General features: G+C 51.6%; 18 protein-coding genes. 5 read left to right on the top strand and 13 right to left on the bottom strand.

Annotated elements, in window-relative coordinates; all coding sequences use genetic code 11:
* Positions 1–52 precede the first annotated feature (52 nt).
* Positions 53–868 (top strand): carbon-nitrogen hydrolase family protein, encoded by an 816-nt coding sequence (locus tag VB712_RS03485; protein ID WP_416236240.1) that lies wholly within the window; start codon positions 53–55, stop codon positions 866–868.
* Between the two features lie 211 nt (positions 869–1,079).
* Here VB712_RS03485 and gcvH read toward each other — a convergent pair whose 3' ends face one another.
* Complete coding sequence (gcvH, locus tag VB712_RS03480) at positions 1,080–1,475, bottom strand: glycine cleavage system protein GcvH (RefSeq protein ID WP_323252167.1); 396 nt, start codon at positions 1,473–1,475, stop codon at positions 1,080–1,082.
* A 102-nt stretch (positions 1,476–1,577) separates the two neighbouring features.
* Between gcvH and VB712_RS03475 the strand changes: the two genes are divergently transcribed.
* Both VB712_RS03475 and malQ read left to right on the top strand, forming a co-directional pair.
* On the top strand, positions 1,578–1,943 hold the full coding sequence (locus VB712_RS03475) for a DUF1818 family protein (protein ID WP_323252166.1): 366 nt from the start codon (positions 1,578–1,580) through the stop codon (positions 1,941–1,943).
* A gap of 178 nt (positions 1,944–2,121) precedes the next feature.
* Positions 2,122–3,612 (top strand): 4-alpha-glucanotransferase, encoded by a 1,491-nt coding sequence (gene malQ / locus VB712_RS03470; protein ID WP_323252165.1) that lies wholly within the window; start codon positions 2,122–2,124, stop codon positions 3,610–3,612.
* On the opposite strand, the gene VB712_RS03465 is transcribed toward malQ, so the two are convergent.
* Positions 3,609–4,643, bottom strand: a complete 1,035-nt coding sequence (locus VB712_RS03465; RefSeq protein WP_323252163.1) for a sensor histidine kinase — start codon at positions 4,641–4,643, stop codon at positions 3,609–3,611. The two genes, malQ and VB712_RS03465, sit on opposite strands and share 4 nt — an antisense overlap.
* A 121-nt stretch (positions 4,644–4,764) precedes the next feature.
* On the bottom strand, positions 4,765–4,890 hold the full coding sequence (locus VB712_RS03460; RefSeq protein WP_323252161.1) for a hypothetical protein: 126 nt from the start codon (positions 4,888–4,890) through the stop codon (positions 4,765–4,767).
* Positions 4,891–4,904: 14 nt separating this feature from the next.
* Between VB712_RS03460 and VB712_RS03455 the strand changes: the two genes are divergently transcribed.
* Positions 4,905–6,374: a leucyl aminopeptidase gene (locus VB712_RS03455; protein WP_323252159.1), complete on the top strand. Its 1,470-nt coding sequence runs from the start codon at positions 4,905–4,907 to the stop codon at positions 6,372–6,374.
* 184 nt (positions 6,375–6,558) lie between these two features.
* Here VB712_RS03455 and crtH read toward each other — a convergent pair whose 3' ends face one another.
* Positions 6,559–8,088, bottom strand: a complete 1,530-nt coding sequence (gene crtH / locus VB712_RS03450; protein WP_323252157.1) for a carotenoid isomerase — start codon at positions 8,086–8,088, stop codon at positions 6,559–6,561.
* 532 nt (positions 8,089–8,620) lie between these two features.
* On the opposite strand from crtH, the gene sigC reads away from it, so the two are divergent.
* Positions 8,621–9,958 (top strand): RNA polymerase sigma factor SigC, encoded by a 1,338-nt coding sequence (gene sigC / locus VB712_RS03445; protein ID WP_323252155.1) that lies wholly within the window; start codon positions 8,621–8,623, stop codon positions 9,956–9,958.
* Between the two features lie 35 nt (positions 9,959–9,993).
* Here sigC and VB712_RS03440 read toward each other — a convergent pair whose 3' ends face one another.
* From VB712_RS03440 to VB712_RS03400, 9 genes are all read right to left on the bottom strand, one after another.
* Positions 9,994–10,821 (bottom strand): TlyA family RNA methyltransferase, encoded by an 828-nt coding sequence (locus tag VB712_RS03440; RefSeq protein ID WP_323252152.1) that lies wholly within the window; start codon positions 10,819–10,821, stop codon positions 9,994–9,996.
* A gap of 102 nt (positions 10,822–10,923) precedes the next feature.
* Positions 10,924–11,478: a hypothetical protein gene (locus VB712_RS03435; protein ID WP_323252151.1), complete on the bottom strand. Its 555-nt coding sequence runs from the start codon at positions 11,476–11,478 to the stop codon at positions 10,924–10,926.
* Positions 11,479–11,531: 53 nt separating this feature from the next.
* Positions 11,532–12,929 (bottom strand): AAA family ATPase, encoded by a 1,398-nt coding sequence (locus VB712_RS03430; protein ID WP_416236239.1) that lies wholly within the window; start codon positions 12,927–12,929, stop codon positions 11,532–11,534.
* 49 nt (positions 12,930–12,978) lie between these two features.
* The gene (locus VB712_RS03425; protein WP_323252147.1) at positions 12,979–13,455 is read right to left on the bottom strand and encodes a hypothetical protein; all 477 of its coding nucleotides are present in this window, start codon (positions 13,453–13,455) and stop codon (positions 12,979–12,981) included.
* A 126-nt stretch (positions 13,456–13,581) separates the two neighbouring features.
* On the bottom strand, positions 13,582–13,839 hold the full coding sequence (locus VB712_RS03420; RefSeq protein WP_323252145.1) for a type II toxin-antitoxin system HicB family antitoxin: 258 nt from the start codon (positions 13,837–13,839) through the stop codon (positions 13,582–13,584).
* A gap of 26 nt (positions 13,840–13,865) precedes the next feature.
* Positions 13,866–14,111 carry a hypothetical protein gene (locus VB712_RS03415; protein ID WP_323252143.1) on the bottom strand — a complete coding sequence of 82 codons (246 nt, stop codon included), beginning with the start codon at positions 14,109–14,111 and terminating at the stop codon, positions 13,866–13,868.
* Between the two features lie 11 nt (positions 14,112–14,122).
* The gene (locus tag VB712_RS03410) at positions 14,123–15,031 is read right to left on the bottom strand and encodes an Hpt domain-containing protein (protein ID WP_323252141.1); all 909 of its coding nucleotides are present in this window, start codon (positions 15,029–15,031) and stop codon (positions 14,123–14,125) included.
* A 175-nt stretch (positions 15,032–15,206) separates the two neighbouring features.
* Complete coding sequence (locus VB712_RS03405) at positions 15,207–15,881, bottom strand: HAD-IA family hydrolase (protein WP_323252139.1); 675 nt, start codon at positions 15,879–15,881, stop codon at positions 15,207–15,209.
* 6 nt (positions 15,882–15,887) lie between these two features.
* Positions 15,888–17,084 carry an NAD(P)/FAD-dependent oxidoreductase gene (locus VB712_RS03400; protein ID WP_323252137.1) on the bottom strand — a complete coding sequence of 399 codons (1,197 nt, stop codon included), beginning with the start codon at positions 17,082–17,084 and terminating at the stop codon, positions 15,888–15,890.
* Positions 17,085–17,252: the final 168 nt, after the last annotated feature.

Raw genomic sequence — 17,252 nt, 5'->3', positions numbered from 1 at the left:
GACAACTTAGGCTATGATCCATCTAAGACCACGCCTCATGATTCAGATTCTTATGAAGCCCTACCTTGCCGCTGCCCTTCAGATGACGAGCAAACCCAACTTAATGGAAAACTTGCTCGAAGCAGAAGAGCGCATTGAACTCGCCGTGCGGCGCGGGGCCTCCCTGGTCTGTCTGCCCGAAAACTTCTCCTATATGGGCTTAGAAGCCGATAAAATGGCCCAGGCCAAAGCGATCGCCGAAAAAAGCGAGCAATTCCTCCACACCATGGCCCAACGCTATCAAATCACCCTCCTGGGGGGCGGCTTCCCCGTCCCCACCCCAGAAGGCGATCGCGTCTATAACACCGCCCTCCTCGTCGCCCCCAACGGCGAAGAACTCGCCCGCTACCATAAAGTTCATCTTTTCGATGTCAACCTCCCCGACGGCAACACCTACCGCGAATCCAGCACCGTTATGGCCGGAACCGCATTGCCCCCCGTTTACCCCTCCGAAACCCTCGGCAACCTTGGGCTTTCCGTCTGCTATGACGTGCGCTTCCCCGAACTCTATCGCCACCTCTCCAAAGCCGGAGCCGAAATCCTCTTCGTCCCCGCCGCCTTCACCGCCTACACCGGCAAAGACCATTGGCAAGTGCTCCTCCAAGCCCGCGCCATCGAAAACACCTGCTACGTCATTGCCCCCGCCCAAGCCGGGAACCATTACCAACTCCGCCACACCCACGGCCACGCCATGATCATCGACCCCTGGGGGACAATCTTGGCCGATGCGGGACAGGATCAGGAAATGGCGATCGCCGAAATTAACCCCGATTGCCTCGCCCAAGTCCGTCGCCAAATGCCCGCCCTAGAACATCGCGTCTTTGGCTAAAAGGGAAGAAAAGAGGATAGAGCGGATTGCGAAAGGATGAGAACACCACTTCCCCCTTTTTAAGGGGGATTGAGGGGGATCTTTGTACCTCAAGTTTGTGAAAACTGCTATAGAGAAGAGAGGATAGAGTGAAACTGAGATTTCTCCCTCACTCCTCACTCCTCACTCCTCACTCCTCACTCCTCACTCCTCACTCCTCACTCCTCACTCCTCACTCCTCCCCTTCCACCTGAGATTTATACTCCGCAGCCGTGAGAATGTCATCAAAATCCGCATCAGGGTCTTCAATGCGGATTTTAATCAGCCATCCTTCCCCATAGGGATCCTCAGCGATCGCCTCCGGGGCATCGATCAAGCCATCATTGCGCTCAATCACCGTACCAGACAGGGGAGCCTTCAAATCCTCCACCGCCTTCACCGATTCAATCGTACCGAACCCTTCCCCAGCTTCCACCTCGTCGCCAATTTCCGGCAACTCTAGAAAAACAATATCCCCCAATTGGTCAATGGCAAAAGCCGTAATGCCAATGGTGGCAATCTCCCCATCAAGGCGAACATATTCATGGGTGTCGAGGTACTTCAAGTCCTCCGGGTAGTCAAAAGCCATAATCTCCAAACCTCAAGCGTTGCGTAGGCGTGCGTTTGCTGACAATTAACCGTACTATGAAATCGGGATTTTCAACGAAAGCCAGGGAGAAAATTCAGTATTGTGGAGCGGATACTCAAAAAAGGGGAGGGGTGGCGATTGGGGTGGCAGCCCCAAGGCGGTGCTTTCCCTGCTTTGGTGGGGGGGGAAGATTGGGCTATTGAATTGACCGCCGCAGAATGGGCCGATTTTCAGCGGTTGTTGATGCAATTGGGGGAGGCGATCGCCCAAATTGCCCCCGAACTGATGCCCGAAGAACACCTTAACTGTACCGTCGAAAGCGAAACCCTTTGGCTCGAAGCCGATGGCACCGCCGCCGCCTATAGCCTCCGCCTCATCCTCAACACCGGCCGCCGGGCCGAAGGCAATTGGCCCCCGCAAGCCATAGCCGGATTACAACAAGGAATGCAAATGCTCACGGTTTTCTAATCTTTAAAAACGCGGTGAACGTTCGGATTGCAGACTTCAATCCGCTCCCTAGTCCTGAAGATTGTCAATGAATGCTGTCAGCCTTTCCCTCCACCGATGCAGAACGCAAACTTAACCAGACACACCAGCCCCAGATTTCGCTACATTGGGCAGAGAACAACTCAGGAATTGATGGTTCATGGCATTTCCTCGCGCTAGCGGCATTTTATTACACCCCACCTCATTACCTGGCCCCTACGGCATTGGCGACTTAGGCCAAGCCGCCTATGATTTTATTGATTTTCTCGTTGCCAGCGGCCAAAAACTTTGGCAGATCTTGCCCCTTGGCCCCACCGGCTACGAACATTCCCCCTACACGATGAATTACAGCGCCTTCGCGGGGAATCCTTTGCTGATCAGTCTCGATCGCCTCGCTCAGGAGGGCTTACTCAACGCAGCAGAGTTAGAACCCTTGGGGGATGTGGATCCCGAACGGGTCGATTTTGAGGGGGCGATCGCCCACAAAACCCGCTATCTAGAGCAAGCCTATCAACAATTTTCCCCCAGCCCCACCTTTGCAGAGTTTTGCCAAAAACAGGCTTGGTGGCTAGAGGATTATGTGCTGTTTATCGCCCTCCATGAACAGCACCCCGGTTTAATGTGGTATCAATGGCCGCCAGAGTTAGCGCGACGAGAACCGGCGGCCCTAGCAGCCCAACAGGAAGCATTGGCAGAACGCCTCACCTACCATCAATTTCTGCAATTTCAATTTTTCGAGCAATGGCGCAGTCTACGCACCTATGCCAATGAGCGCAGCATTCAAATCATCGGTGATGTTTCTATCTATGTCTGTGAACACAGCGCCGACGTATGGGCTAATCAAGAAATTTTCAAACTTGACCCCGAAACCCTCGCCCCAATCTACCGAGCCGGTGTGCCGCCGGACTATTTCAGCGCGACGGGGCAACTGTGGGGTAATCCCGTCTATGACTGGGAAAAAATGGAGCAAACGGATTTTGCTTGGTGGGTCGATCGCTTCCGGGCCACATTACTTTATGTTGACCTCGTGCGCATTGACCATTTCCGAGGCTTTGAAGCCTATTGGCAAGTGCCGGGCCAGGAGACCACCGCCCTCAATGGCGAATGGATTCCCGCCCCAGGGGAGGCATTCTTTCAAACCTTGGGCCATCGTTTGGGCCATTTGCCCGTGATGGCGGAGGATTTAGGGATTATTACCCCCGAAGTGGAGGCCCTGCGCGATCGCTTTGATTTTCCCGGCATGAAAATCCTCCAATTTGCCTTTGGGGAGGATGCCCAAAATCCCTACCTCCCCCACAACTACAATCGCAACTGTGTTGTCTACATCGGCACCCACGACAACAACACCGCCCTCGGCTGGTGGGCAGAAGCCACCCCAACGGAGCGACACAACCTCGCCCATTATCTCGGCTATCGCAGCCCTGAGCGGCTGGAAGGGGTGAATTGGCGTTTAATTGGTATGGCCCTGGCTTCCGTGGCCAATCAAGCGATTCTGACCCTTCAGGATCTCCTGGATCTCGATAGCCGGGGGCGGATGAATGATCCCAGTGTTAATGGGGGGAACTGGCGATGGCGGTATCGTAGCAGTGAGCAGTTAACGGCGGATTTGGCCGCTCGCCTCCGGGAACTGACCCAACGCTATAACCGCTAGGGAGATAAACGACGGGGGAGGGTGACGGTGAAGCAACTGCCCACCCCCGGATTGGATTTAAACTCAATCTCACCGCCGAGGAGTTCGACACATTTACGGGCGATCGCCAACCCCAACCCCGTCCCCGGAATCGTCCCCACATTGCCAGCCCGATGGAAGCAATCGAATAAATGGGGCCAATCCTCCGGCGGGATGCCAATGCCATGATCAGCAACGGTAAACACCCCCTGATCCGGGGTGAGGGTGGCGGTGAACTGCACCGCTTGATCGGGGGCGGAGTATTTGAGGGCATTGGTGAGCAGATGGGTGAAAATTTGCTGGAGCAGGATCGGATCAAGATTGGCCTCGATCTCCGTCCCTTGGAGGTGAAAGTGGATGCGCACCCCATCCTCTGGATGGAGAATCGCCAACTCATCAATGCTTTGGCGGCAAATCTGGATGAGATTCACGGGTTGGGCGATCGCCTCCATTTCCCCCGCTTCCGCCTGACTCACCCACAACACCTCATTAATCAGCTTATTCATGTGTTGTGTTGCCCGGCAGATCTGTTGAAAACAGTTCTGCCGTTGTTTATGGTTGAGGCGAGAATATTGATGGGCGAGGGATTCCGCCGCAAGAGAAATCACCGTTAGGGGCGTGCGATACTCATGGGAAATGGTGCGGATCATCCGGGATTTGAGTTCGCTGAGTTCTTTTTCTTTGTTTAACGCCCCATGGTGATCATCCTGGACTTGGGCCTGCTCCATCGTCCAGAGCGTGCGCAAGGTTTCCACCGACTGCATCCCCTGCTGGGCGACGTTTTGAGCGCAACGTACTTGACAGTTGAGGCTATATTCCTCAATCGCGGCTTCGAGGCGTTGCTCAAACTGGGTTTGTAGCGTCGCTAGCTCTGTTTGCACCTGAGCCAGTTGGGCCGCTAACTGTTGAGAAATGACCTGCTGTTGGTTCAGCTTGATCTGAAGATCCGTCAGTTCAGTCTGGGATACAGCAGAAAGAGAAGAATTGGGGATGGAAGGATTGGTGTCTACCAAAGCGCGGCCCTAAGTGAAATCCGATATACAACTATGGAGGGGCTGTAGGGGCGACGGCTCAGAAACGGTCAGGATCACAACCCGATGGATAGAATGTATTGTAAATTAGGGTTGCCAAATGTTAAATAAATTTAATATTTTGATCCAAATCTACTTTAAAGGCCAAATTTCCACCCCATTCTGAGCAAAAGGCGATCGCCTGGGCCTCCAATTGAACATTTGCTTCACAATAGGGAACCGTAATCATGCAGAGTCTCAACAATGGACATTAACACAGTGACAACAACACCGCTCGATTGGTGTGGTGAAGGGTTGGCGATCGCCTGTTTCGCTGGGGTGACAACCCCCCTCACAGGGGACTTCGCTGCCCTCAATGACCGTCTTGATGGCACGATTGCTGAATTGATCAGCGAAATGGAATTTACGGGCAAAGCGGGCAGTAGTGCCGTTACCCGTGTGGGAACCCATAGCCCCGTGCGGAAAATTATCCTGGTTGGCTTAGGGGAAGAAGCCGATTACCGACTCAATACATTGCGAACAACGGCGGCCTTGATTGCCCGCATTGCTAAACAGCAGAAGCTGAAAACCCTGGCGCTTCAAATTCCCCCCATTGGCACAGGGGCGCAAATGGCCCAAATGCTCACGGAAGGCCTCCATCTCGCCCTCCATGCTGACCATCGCTTCAAATCCAAGCCGGAGGATCAGCCGACTCTATTGGCAACGGTGGATCTGTTGGGCTTGGGGGATGTGGGGACAGGGGTTGCTACTGGGGAGGCGATCGCCCAAGGGGTGATCCTCGCCCGTGAATTGGTAGCGGCTCCCGCTAATGCCGTCACCGCTGTCACCTTGGCGGAAACGGCCCAAAGCCTCGCCCAAGAATACGGTTTAGAACTGGAAATCCTGGAGCAAGCAGACTGTGAAGCTTTGGGCATGGGATCATTCCTTGGGGTAGCTAAGGCTTCTGACCTGCCCCCGAAATTTATCCACCTCACCTATAAACCCGCTGGTACAACCCGGCGTAAGGTGGCGATCGTTGGCAAGGGTCTGACCTTCGATTCCGGCGGTTTGAATTTGAAAGTGGCCGGCGGCATTGAAACCATGAAGATGGATATGGGGGGAGCGGGGGCAACGTTGGGGGCAGCGAAGGCGATCGCCCAACTGAAGCCCGATGTCGAAGTGCATTTCATCAGTGCCGCGACGGAAAACATGGTCAGCGGTCGAGCGATGCGGCCAGGGGATATCCTCACCGCCTCCAATGGCAAAACCATTGAGGTGAACAACACCGACGCGGAAGGCCGCCTCACCCTCGCGGATGCGTTGGTATTTGCAGAAAAGTTAGAAGTGGAGGCGATTGTCGATCTGGCCACCCTCACCGGAGCCTGTGTTGTCGCCCTAGGGGATCAAATTGGCGGCCTCTGGTCAACGGATCCCGACCTTGCCGTTCAACTGAAAGCCGCAGCGGAACAAGCAGGCGAGCAGTTTTGGGAAATGCCCCTCGAAGACCAATATTTTGAGGGTTTAAAATCTCCCATTGCAGACATGAAAAACACCGGCCCCCGTGCCGGAGGCTCGATCACGGCGGCCCTGTTCCTCAAGCAATTTGTGGAAAAAACCCCCTGGGCGCACCTCGACATTGCCGGCCCCGTCTGGGCAGACAAAGAAAGCGGCGTAAACAACGCCGGAGCGACCGGCTACCCCGTCCGTACCTTGGTGAATTGGGTCTTAAGTTAATCGCATATCCGTAGGGGCGAAAAATTTTTCGCCCCCAAATTTGCCCCTCGTTACTTGGCTCTGCCAAGTAACGCCCCCCGGAGGGCTTCTGCCTCCACAAGGCGGCAGAGCCGCCCCAAGCCCATGCCATGGCTCTGCCATGGCACGAGGTCTTTCTTTTTTCGCCCTTGCCATTCCCCATTCCCTAAACCCCCAAATCCACCCCCACCCGATGGGCGCAGGCAAACCCCGAAAACGCCACCGCATTTAACCCCTGGCCGGGAAAAGTGCTATCCCCCACACAATAGAGGCCCGGAATGGCGGTGCGATTAAAGGGCATCCCCAATAATCCCAACAGTTTGCGGCGGGGGATGGGGCCGTAAGTGCCATCATCGCGGCCTAGGAAACGGCGATGGGTGCGGGCTGTGCCGATTTCTTGATAATCAATGGCGGCTTCAAGGCCCGGAAAGAGAGTTTCTAAGCGACTGATGAGGCGATCGCCCGCCTCTTCTTTTTTCGCAGCATAATCTTTCGCGCTCAACCCTTCCCAATCACTGATCCAACTGGGGGTAAATGTGTGGATGATGTGGTGGCCGGGGGGGGCAAGGGTGGGATCTAAAAGCGTCGGAATGGACACAAAAATCGTCCCCTCCGCTGCTTCCATTTGGCTCCAATCCTCCAACAAAATATGATGGCATTCTGTTCCCGGCGGCAAGAGATCCGCCTTAACCCCCAGATGGAGACTGAGGAAACTGGGGGATTTTTGATAACGCCCTTGCCAACGGCGTTCGCTGTTGGGGAGATTTTCTGGGGGCAAGAGTTTCTCGAAGGTATCCCAGCGGGTGGCATTGGAAATGATCCGCCGCGCCTTCAGGGTTTCACCATTGGCCAGCTTTACCCCTACTGCTTTGCCCTGTTCCATAACGATGTCTGTCACCCTAGCCTTATAGCGAATTTCGCCCCCCGCCTGCTCTAAACCGGCCACTAATTTGGCGGCGATCTGGCCTACACCCCCCTTGGGGTAGTTAATGCCCCCATAATGGCGATCGCTAAACACCATCCCCGCATTAATCATCGGAGTCTGATCCGCTGGCACCACCGACCAGCAATAACATTCCATATCAATGAATTTCAACAGTTCCGGATCACGAATGTAGCGGCGGGCAATATCCCCCGCATTTTGGGGCAGATATTTCACCAACCCCAAACAGGCGAGGGGATGTTGAAAAAACACCCGGAACAGATAGCCCAATTCTTCGAGGGAAAGCAACTCCATCACATTGAGGCAATTAAACACCGCCCAACATTCATCGTAGAATTTACGGATGCCCTCCCGTTCAGCGGGGAAGCGATCGCCCAATGCCGTTAAAAACTGCTCATAGTCCCGATGGACTTTCAGATCCAAACCCTTGGGGAGGTGGTAATGGATTTGGGAAGCGTCGGGGATGGTTTCGATTTTTTGGCCCACAGCGGCCAGGGCGCGGGTGAGTAAATTCGTTGTCCCCTCGCTACCAAAACCAAAAATCATCGAGGCCCCCACATCGAAGCGGTAGCCCTCCCGCTCAAAATATCCCGCGCTCCCCCCTGGGATCAGGTAGCGTTCTAGCACCAAAACCTGGAGTCCTTTGGCCGCTAGTTGGGTGGCGGTGACGAGGCCGCCAATGCCGGAGCCAATGACGATCGCATCGTAGGTTTTAGTTGAGTCTTGTTGAGAATTATTTTTAATTGCAGTCATCTGCGTTAATTCTAGGGAGGAAAAGAAGGGCATAGCGAGACAGATTCTTCCCTAGCCTACCATTGACTGCAAAGGAGAGGGGGGCGATCGGGGTTATTCAATCCTAAATACCAACAATCTCACACCCCTAGAGATGAAAAGGGGGACAAGGCGATTTACGCCTGTCCCGCTTGCTGAATCCATAACAGAGAGGAGAACACGATATTGATTATGCACTTATTGAGAATACATGTCAATACTATTGAGAGTAATTTTTGCAGGGGTAGGGGCAAAAATTTTTCACCCCTACCTGGGAATCTGCTCAATCCCCTGAGGGGGATTGATGGCATTATGGGGGGGGAAATGTGCCTGGTGGCAGATTGGCGCAAATCCTTCAGGAATCAGCAGAATCCGTGATGTAGATTAATCTACCCTTTGACAGAAGTCACTTGTTCTTTGGGAAAATTTGCGTACCCTTAAGGTTAGGGGGTGAATCCCCCCAGATCCGATCCCAAGCGTACCCCTCCCCCCCTCTCGATTGATAAAATTTGCCATGTCATCACTTCCTTTTTCCAAGCCGCAGGATGATTCATCCCCTGATCTGCCCTTAGGGTTATCGGGCCATGACCCAGCGCTCAACCCCATGGTTGATGAAATCAATGATGTTGACTATACGGAAACAGAGGAAAACAAAGGGGGGAAACGGGGGACTCGTACCACCACCGATCTCGTCCGGCTCTATCTCACGGAAATTGGCCGTGTTCCTCTCCTCAAACGAGATGAGGAAGTGTCAGAGGCGCAAATTATTCAACGCTATGTGCAGTTAATGGAACTGCGCGATCGCGCTGCCCAGGCTGCTGAGGCCCCGGAAACTGTGGGTTTAACCCGGATGCTCCTCAGCCATGCTAATGCCGATTGGCTCTGGCATCCCTATCTCCTTTATCGTCACCATCTCCAGGTGATGTTCCGATTTGTTTTATTAATCCAAGCCCACGATCGCCTCGTTGCCCAACTGGGCCATCGCCCTTCTTGGGAACGGTGGGCCCGCAGCCTGGATATGGATACGGAACTGCTCAAACAAACCATTTCCCAAGGCAAAAGCCACTGGGCCATGATTGCCAATCTGACGGTGGCGGAACTGGAGCAGATGCAAAAATCCGGCGCTCGCTCCAAAGAGCACATGATCAAGGCTAATCTGCGGCTCGTCGTGTCGGTGGCGAAGAAATATCAAAATCGCGGGTTAGAACTCCTCGATCTGATCCAAGAGGGAACCCTCGGTTTAGAGCGGGCGGTGGAGAAATTCGACCCCACGAAAGGCTATCGCTTCAGTACCTATGCCTATTGGTGGATTCGTCAGGGAATTACGCGGGCGATCGCCACCCAAAGCCGCACGATCCGGCTCCCCGTCCACATCACCGAAAAACTCAACAAAATCAAAAAAGCCCAACGGAAAATCTCCCAAGAAAAGGGCCGCACCGCCCGCACCGAAGATATCGCCAAGGAATTGGACATGACCGCGGAGCAGGTGCGAGATGTGCTGTTACGAGTCCCCCGCTCTGTTTCTTTGGAAATTAAAGTGGGGAAAGAAAAGGATACGGAATTAGGGGATCTCCTTGAAACCGAAGAAGCTTCACCGGAAGATAATCTGATGCGGGAAGCTCTGATGCGGGAGTTGCAACAATTGTTAGCGGATCTCACCACCCGTGAACGGGAGGTGATTCAACTGCGCTACGGTCTCAAAACCGGCAGCCCCTATTCTCTCGCTGAAATTGGTCGCGCCTTGGAGCTTTCCCGTGAGCGGGTGCGCCAAATCGAAGCCAAAGCCCTGCAAAAGTTGCGCCAACCGAAACGCCGCAACCGTGTCCGGGACTACCTGGAAAATTTGGCCTAAGGGTTGCCATCCATCCCAAGCACCGGGTTTTGAACTCATTCCTCACCCGGTTTTTTAGTGAGGGGGTTCAGGGTGGCGGTGGTGAGGGCTTTCAATTCTGGGAGGGCGATCGCCTCCCCCTCCCCCTGCCGGAGCCAGAGCAAATATTCCGCGTTACCCGCCGGGCCAGTAATGGGGGAGGCCGTTACCCCCCGGTAGCCCCAGCCTAAACCTTGGGCGGTGGTGATCACTTGGGCGATCGCCCCTGCCTGATCCCCGGCATCGCGCACCACCCCATTTTTGCCGACGCGATCGCGCCCCACCTCAAACTGTGGTTTCACCAACAACACCACCTCACGGGGTTCTCGCAATAGCCCCCACAACGCCGGTAAAATCTTTGTCAGGGAAATAAACGAAACATCCGCTACGGCAAAATCCGGCAACATCGCCCCCTGATAGAGTTCTGTGGCAGTGAGATGGCGGATATTCGTGCGCTCCTTGAGGATAACGCGGGGATCTTGGCGCAGTGACCAAGCCACTTGCCCATAGCCCACATCCACGCCATAGACCTGCTTTGCCCCCCGTTGCAAGAGGCAATCGGTAAAGCCCCCGGTGGAAATCCCCGCATCGAGACAAAGGCGATCGCCCACCTCAATCCCAAACACCGCCAACGCTTGCGCCAACTTCTCCCCCCCCCGCGACACATAGGGCGGTTTGGCCTTCACCTCAATCTCTGCATCTAAGGCAATTTCCGTCCCCGGCTTATCCACCAATTGCTGATTGACTCGTACTTCCCCCGCCCGGATCAACCGCTGGGCCAGTTGCCGCGATGCACAGAATTGCCGCTCAACCAAGAGGCAGTCTAACCGTTGTTTTTTAGCCATGGTGGTGAAGAATTGCGAGGCAATGGGCTATTTTAACAGTTCCTAAGCTCCACAGCACAAGATTATCTAGGAACTACCAAAGAGGGGCGATCGCCCCTTGCCTCATGGTTTTTCTAAAAATGCTCTAAAATAAATTTCTTGCTGATGCTTAACCGATAAATAATAATGCGGTATTTCTTCAAGATCATGGCGGTCTATTTCAATAGAGGTGATAAGATTTTCGCGCTTAAATTGCGATGAACGTTTATTCAATATGCCTTGTCTTGGTATGTTCTTAATTACCACAAATTGAATCTGATAACCGTTCAAAAAATTTGGGTTTTGCCAGAAAATCTGTCCAAGTTTTTGCAAATATTTAAACAAACAAAAACCACCTTTAAGTTGTTTGATAATATCTTGATTATCTGGATTGCCTAACTTTAATTCTAAGAAAATAGCTATTTTTTTTGATTTGATCTTTGCTAAAATAATATAGTCTGAACGTTTGCATTCTCCTTGTGATCCTTGAAAAAATCCTACTGGTGGTGCAAACTGATCAGATTTAATAATAAAAATCTCTCGTGGCAATCCCTTGATTTTAAGGAAATATTGAATGCTTTGATCGGCTTCAGCTAAGATAATCTCTCGGCTTTCATAGGGTAGATCAATGGGTTGCATTTGTGCTGATTCAGAAATCAACTCTGACAGGATTTGATAATCTACATCCCACACTAGAACCCTTCTCCCCAGACGATGGCTTCTTGAATTTTATTCATCGCTTCAATAGCACTGTCAAAGCTAGAAATTTCGATCCCTAATTCCGGTGTAATTGGCGCAGCAATTAAGGTCGGACAGCGAGTTCGTCTTGATTTACCGGATAATTGAACAAGGGCTGCTTCGGCAATATAGGCCCTAACACGACTAGCATCGAGAATTTCATCTTGTTGATAACCTGCCTGTTCAGCAATCTTTTGAATGTGGGGTTTATCAGAATTAAGCATGATCAGCGTGTTCAATTCTTTAACAATATAATCACTATGGGTTGTGATCAATACCTTAATGCCACTGTTGATCAAGCGAGCCATGAGGCGGGCGATCCGGCGCTGATTTTCTGGGTGCAAGTTGAGTTCCGGTTCATCAATGATCAGTAATTCACCAACTTGGGCAATATGTTTGAGATAAAAGCCAATATCCAGTAAGGATCGCACCGCACTAGAACTTTCGTCCATGGTTAACTGGGCTTTTTTATTCCCTGTAGGAATATAGTAGAGTTCATCATTTTTAGTAACAACATAGCGGCCACCAATAATATCATCAAAATAATCTAAAATGCTGGAATTAATTTCGCCTAACTGACTATTACGCTTGGAAATTGCCTCTAAATTTCGCACAAATTCAACATTGGCTCGGATGGGTAATGCATAATCTTCGTAAGATTGAAAGAGCAATTCAAAACGATCCTTTTCACCCTCAACTTGGCTCAATTCATTTAAGAGACGATTACGAGCAAAGTTCAGTTCTTTACGAAAAATAGCTGTTCCCGTTCTTTCTGCACTAGCAATAAAAGGACGGGGGAAAAATCGAGCAAATAAAATGTACTTAATTGCATCACTAATAATTTTTTTAATGATTTGTCGAGGAAAATCAATATTTTCTTTTGCTGCTAGCAGTGTAACGGTCAGTTCCGGACTATTTGGAAGTTTGATCAGGGAGAAAATTTGCTGATTAGAACCGCTGGCTCCGATATTGGTTTCATAGCCATGATCAAGAAAATTTCCATTTAAATCTAGAAAAACTTCAAAGGATGTCTGAGCAAATTTAGCTCGTTCTGCGCCAAAAATTTCTGCAAGATTTTTGGTGTAGGCTTGGCAGGCTTGGGATAGGATTTGTTCTGGAGAATCAATATCACTGTTGAGATTAATTGTGGCCAATCCTTGATTTAAAATTCGGTCAATCACATCATTGGCAATTTCGACATCAAAACCTTCTCGCCATGTGGCTAAAAATCCAAATACAGCATAGGCTACATAGGTTTTGCCAGAATTATTTTTCCCACAAATAATCGTCAGATCGCCTAATTCAAATTCTGCTTGCTTAATCACACCTAAGTTGTGAACATTTATTTTCATTACTAATTTAAATTTAAGATAATCTGTTTCATGATGGAGTGGCTCACACTCATTGACCAAGGCTGGGATCAATGGTATTTAGGTAGTTTTGGAAAAGCTGCTGTGCGGTTTTATGATCGCCCTCTGGGGTCAGATTACACAACCAGTAGATGGGGCGACTTTGATAACATCGGGGTTGGTCTGTGGCGATTAACCGGCTCAAATGTTCGCAGTTCCAGCCCAGTACATTGTATTGCCAGGTGGGAGCAAAAACATGGAGGGCATATTTTAATCGCTGTATGGTTTGATCTGGTGCAAAAGCAATGGAGTCAATCCCTAAAACCTGTTGTGCATCGTGCTTTGTAAAGGGCTGCAAGATACCCCCCGTATCGAAGATGTGGGTATCTGAGAGGCCGATGCCATAATGCCAAGCAGGATTGGGGAAATTTTGCCACTGGAGTAATCGCCCATAGCGGGGACTGGCGGGATTGGCGAGGCGATCAATCTCTTGGATTGCCTTTTCGATTTGTTCAGGAGATAAGGGCATAGCAGGCAGGGGCTAGGGTTGTTGATGAAATCGCGTGATTGAGCCAAGTCACGGGGGAAGAAACGTTATACCTAAATTCTGAACATTTATTTTCATTCGGAATATGAATCGGCTAAATCAAAGATTTCAAGGATCTAGGGGAGCATTGCCCACCCTCGACACCGCTGAGAAACTTAATGTTTTAACCTTTTGAATTGCTCCCTCAACATCTGGTAAAGTTTGTCCATATTTTTTGGCAGTTTCAATCCAAAAATTTTCAACGATTTCCAGTTCCTCTAAGGTTTCATTTAAGGTTTCGCCCTGAGCTAAACACCCTTTCAGTGCTGGAACTTCTGCGACATAACCACCTTTTTCACTGGGATAAATCAAAACTGGATAGCTCATAATTACTACTCATAATGACACTAAAGCTAGTCTTGGGGATGGAAATCACGACAAAAGATCGCGGTTTCCGTGTTTGCCCAATCGGGATGGACTGTACATTTTAACACCGTTTGATTGGTGAAAAATTGGCATTGAGTACAGGGAATGCGGTGCATTGTTGCCGCTCGTATCCAAAGATCGCGCACAAATGAGCCTAAACGCCAGAGGATTAAGCCGAAAAAAATCCAAGCAAATGCTCCAAAGATGAGCCTCCCCCAAGATTCCACACCCATTGAAAAACCTCCTAAGATACCTCCGAGAGTAATTTCACCAACTGCCCCACCTGCTGCTTATCAAAAGCTCGCAATAATGTCCTTGCTGCTGCTTTTGGTTCCACTGGGATCAGGATTTGGGGAACTTTTGCCGTGGCCAATTGCCGCAACTCTGGGCTGATCTTCACTTGATCTCCCTGCTTGAGGGCGAGGCGATCGCTCCCCTGCTTTAACTCCTGAATCACCACCGGGGCCAACGTCCGATAACCAAATTTCGGATTCGCCACCGCCTGATGGCAAGCCTTCGTTAACCGTTGCCAGGGCTTCACTTGGGGGGCCAACTTCGCTAACCGCACACAGCGCTTTTGTAATTCCTTACGCCCCGCCGGACTGGGCTTCTGTTTAAACAGCGTCAGCATTTCCTTGAGCAATACCGTCACTTTTTTACTAAACTCCGCCTGTTCCGGAGCCATGGCCGCCGCAGCCGCCTGCACCACCGGAGCCGGAGCCGGAACCACCCCATTCACCAACTGGTTTAAATAAGCCTCCAACTCCGCAAAATCCGGGTCAGCGGCCGCCGTAATCTTGTCCGCCTCCTCATCCCGTAACCCAAAAGGGCTTTCTAACTGATCAATGAGTGTGTGGAGTGTGTCATAGCCTTTAAGAAATAAAGACTCTAACTTTGAGTCGGCGGGAATATCATGCTCCTTGAGAATTTTGAAACAGTCTTCTAAACGGTGGGCCGTCCGTTGGATGCTGTTATAGCCCAACATTGCAGAGCCACCCTTCACCGAGTGCGCCGCCCGAAAGAGTTCGTTAATCTCTTCCGGGTCGCTGATCACTTTGGACAAGTCCATCAAACCCTCTGCTAGGGTTTCCAGATGTTCCTTGGCCTCCTCGATGAAGTACCCTAAAATTTTCTGCTGGTTGGCCGCATCCAAGGCTGTTGTTCTCCCGGTGAAGTAGGAAGTGGGAAGTGGGAAGTGGGAAGTGGGAAGTGGGAAGTGGGAAGTGGGAAGTGGGAAGTGGGAAGTGGGAAGTGGGAAGTGGGAAGTGAAAAGTAGGAAGTGAGAATGCTAAACCTTACTCTCTTCTCTATCCTCTCTCCTTCTGATATTAGTCAGGAGCTTTGGCTTCTACCAATGGCTCTCGTTTGAGTAGGTAGGGCTTGATCCCTGCTGCTTTGGCTCCTTTATAATCATTTTCTACACTATCGCCAATGTAAAGGGCTTGGTTGGGGGCGCAGTGGTGTTTTTTGAGGGCCACTTGGAAAATTTTTGGCTCTGGTTTGGCGGAGCCAATGACTGAGGAGAGGGTGATGGTTTTGAAAAATTGCATCAGTCCGAAGGTGTCGAGGATGGCATAGATCCGGGTGTCGAAATTGGAAATGATCCCCAGTTCGATTTCTTCGATTTCCTGCCAGCGGTAAAGCATTTTTTTAACGTCGGGATAGAGAATCCAGGCATCAGGGAGGGCGAAGTAGCCGTAGAGCCGGTTAAAGAAGGCATCAAAGTCTTCAAACTGGTCAATGACCCCGACTTGGGTAAAGGTGGCACGGGCGATCGCCTCCCACCAGGCATATTCCCGTTCTGGTAATTCCATTAGGGAAATCGCACCGAAAGCCAGGGGTGGGGAGGCTTGAAAACTTGCATAAAAGGCTTGATTGACCGCCGCCGCTGAGGTGGAAACGCCAAAATCACGGGCGATCGCACTATAGGTTTTGCCCACACTGCCCCGCACCCCGAATAATGTCCCCACCGCATCAAGAAAAATTACCTTTGGTTTTGCCATAATCCCCTAAGTCTCTTGCACCAAGTGATTGAGTAACGGTCGTGTTAACCAATTCAACCCGACCGTAAGTTGATGTTGCAGTGTGGGGAGGCGGTAGAGGTAAGCCAAGCGCCGGGCCAAGTAGGCCGCCGGCCCGGTTAACTGCAATCCCAACCACGTTAGCGTCGCTGCATCCACCCCTAAACTGAGCATTTCCCCCAAGGGTTGATAGCGGAAGGGCAGCAGCGGCCGGTTGTTGAGAGAAGCCCATACATTCCAACCGCAGAAATCCGCCTGCTGGAGCGCCACCTGACCCGTCGCGGGGAGCACCTGCCCCGTAATATCGGTGCAGTCTGTGGCATCACCAAGGGCAAAAAAGGTGGGAAACTCTGGCACTTGCAGCGTTGATTCCACCTGAACCCGCCCTTGGGCGGTTTTCGGTAAGGGTAAATTCTGGATCAGTTCCCCCACGGCTGTCCCCACAGTCCATAACACGAGATCCGCACTGATGGTATCCACCTGTCCTTTATACCGTAAAGCGATGGCCTCGGCCTGAACCGCTTCGATCTCGGTGTCAAAATCCAGCCAAATCTGGCGATCGCTCAGGGCCTGTTTTGCTGCATCCCGGTTAAACACGGGGGAACCTTTGAGGATCTCGCTACCGCGATCAACAAGGCGAATCCGCCCCCGTTTACCGAGGCGATCGGCCAATTTACAGCCCAATTCCACGCCGGTATAGCCGCCCCCCACAATCACCACCCGGATATGCTCCCGGTCAGATTGTTCTAAATGGCGGAGCCGTTGCTGGAGGCGATGGGCATCGGTGAGGGTGCGAAACGGCAGGGCGTGTTCTTTGACCCCTGGGATATCGCTGGGGCGAGTTTTACCTCCGAGGGCGAGGACGAGGCGATCGCATTTCAAGGCCGAGTGCTGGGCTAGATGAACCGTTTGGTTAGCCACATCAATCCCAGTAATCTCATCTTGAAGAAACTTCACTCCGGTATTCGCCAACAATTCCTCAAAGGGAGGGGCCACTTCCCAGGCCTGCATTTCCCCCGTGACTAACTCATAAAGCAGGGGGGAAAAGACAAAGCGATCGCTCTTGTCGATCAGCACAATTTCCGGCCGGGAACCCTCCCAAACCAACTGATGAAGGCGGAGCGCCGTGTATAAACCACCAAAGCCACCGCCGAGAATACCAATGCGTAGGGGTTGTTGTTGCATAACAATTCGGAGGAGGGTTTCGCCTTTTAGGATAGGCCAAGGGGAGTGGGAATTGGGGAGTAGGAAGTAGGGGCGCAACTTGCGCCCTTTGGGATCTCTGGTAGGGGCGTTGGCGTAAGCCTGCCGGAGGCATAAAAATTTTTCGCCCTCCCCCGCTTGCGCCCTTCA

Origin of the sequence: Spirulina sp. CCNP1310 (assembly GCF_034932185.1) — a bacterium.
GTDB lineage: Bacteria > Cyanobacteriota > Cyanobacteriia > Cyanobacteriales > Spirulinaceae > Spirulina.
Note: the sequence above shows the minus strand (reverse complement) of the source record. Positions and strands in the feature narration are given on the sequence as shown.

What these genes read in the sequence shown, in the direction of transcription:
- VB712_RS03485 (WP_416236240.1), top strand. Translation starts at nt 53, where the DNA reads ATGAAGCCCTACCTTGCCGCTGCCCTTCAGATGACGAGCAAACCCAAC.
- gcvH (WP_323252167.1), bottom strand. Translation starts at nt 1,475, where the DNA reads ATGGCTTTTGACTACCCGGAGGACTTGAAGTACCTCGACACCCATGAA.
- malQ (WP_323252165.1), top strand. Translation starts at nt 2,122, where the DNA reads ATGGCATTTCCTCGCGCTAGCGGCATTTTATTACACCCCACCTCATTA.
- VB712_RS03460 (WP_323252161.1), bottom strand. Translation starts at nt 4,890, where the DNA reads ATGATTACGGTTCCCTATTGTGAAGCAAATGTTCAATTGGAGGCCCAG.
- VB712_RS03455 (WP_323252159.1), top strand. Translation starts at nt 4,905, where the DNA reads ATGGACATTAACACAGTGACAACAACACCGCTCGATTGGTGTGGTGAA.
- crtH (WP_323252157.1), bottom strand. Translation starts at nt 8,088, where the DNA reads ATGACTGCAATTAAAAATAATTCTCAACAAGACTCAACTAAAACCTAC.
- sigC (WP_323252155.1), top strand. Translation starts at nt 8,621, where the DNA reads ATGTCATCACTTCCTTTTTCCAAGCCGCAGGATGATTCATCCCCTGAT.
- VB712_RS03440 (WP_323252152.1), bottom strand. Translation starts at nt 10,821, where the DNA reads ATGGCTAAAAAACAACGGTTAGACTGCCTCTTGGTTGAGCGGCAATTC.
- VB712_RS03435 (WP_323252151.1), bottom strand. Translation starts at nt 11,478, where the DNA reads ATGCAACCCATTGATCTACCCTATGAAAGCCGAGAGATTATCTTAGCT.
- VB712_RS03430 (WP_416236239.1), bottom strand. Translation starts at nt 12,929, where the DNA reads ATGAAAATAAATGTTCACAACTTAGGTGTGATTAAGCAAGCAGAATTT.
- VB712_RS03425 (WP_323252147.1), bottom strand. Translation starts at nt 13,455, where the DNA reads ATGCCCTTATCTCCTGAACAAATCGAAAAGGCAATCCAAGAGATTGAT.
- VB712_RS03420 (WP_323252145.1), bottom strand. Translation starts at nt 13,839, where the DNA reads ATGAGCTATCCAGTTTTGATTTATCCCAGTGAAAAAGGTGGTTATGTC.
- VB712_RS03415 (WP_323252143.1), bottom strand. Translation starts at nt 14,111, where the DNA reads ATGGGTGTGGAATCTTGGGGGAGGCTCATCTTTGGAGCATTTGCTTGG.
- VB712_RS03405 (WP_323252139.1), bottom strand. Translation starts at nt 15,881, where the DNA reads ATGGCAAAACCAAAGGTAATTTTTCTTGATGCGGTGGGGACATTATTC.
- VB712_RS03400 (WP_323252137.1), bottom strand. Translation starts at nt 17,084, where the DNA reads ATGCAACAACAACCCCTACGCATTGGTATTCTCGGCGGTGGCTTTGGT.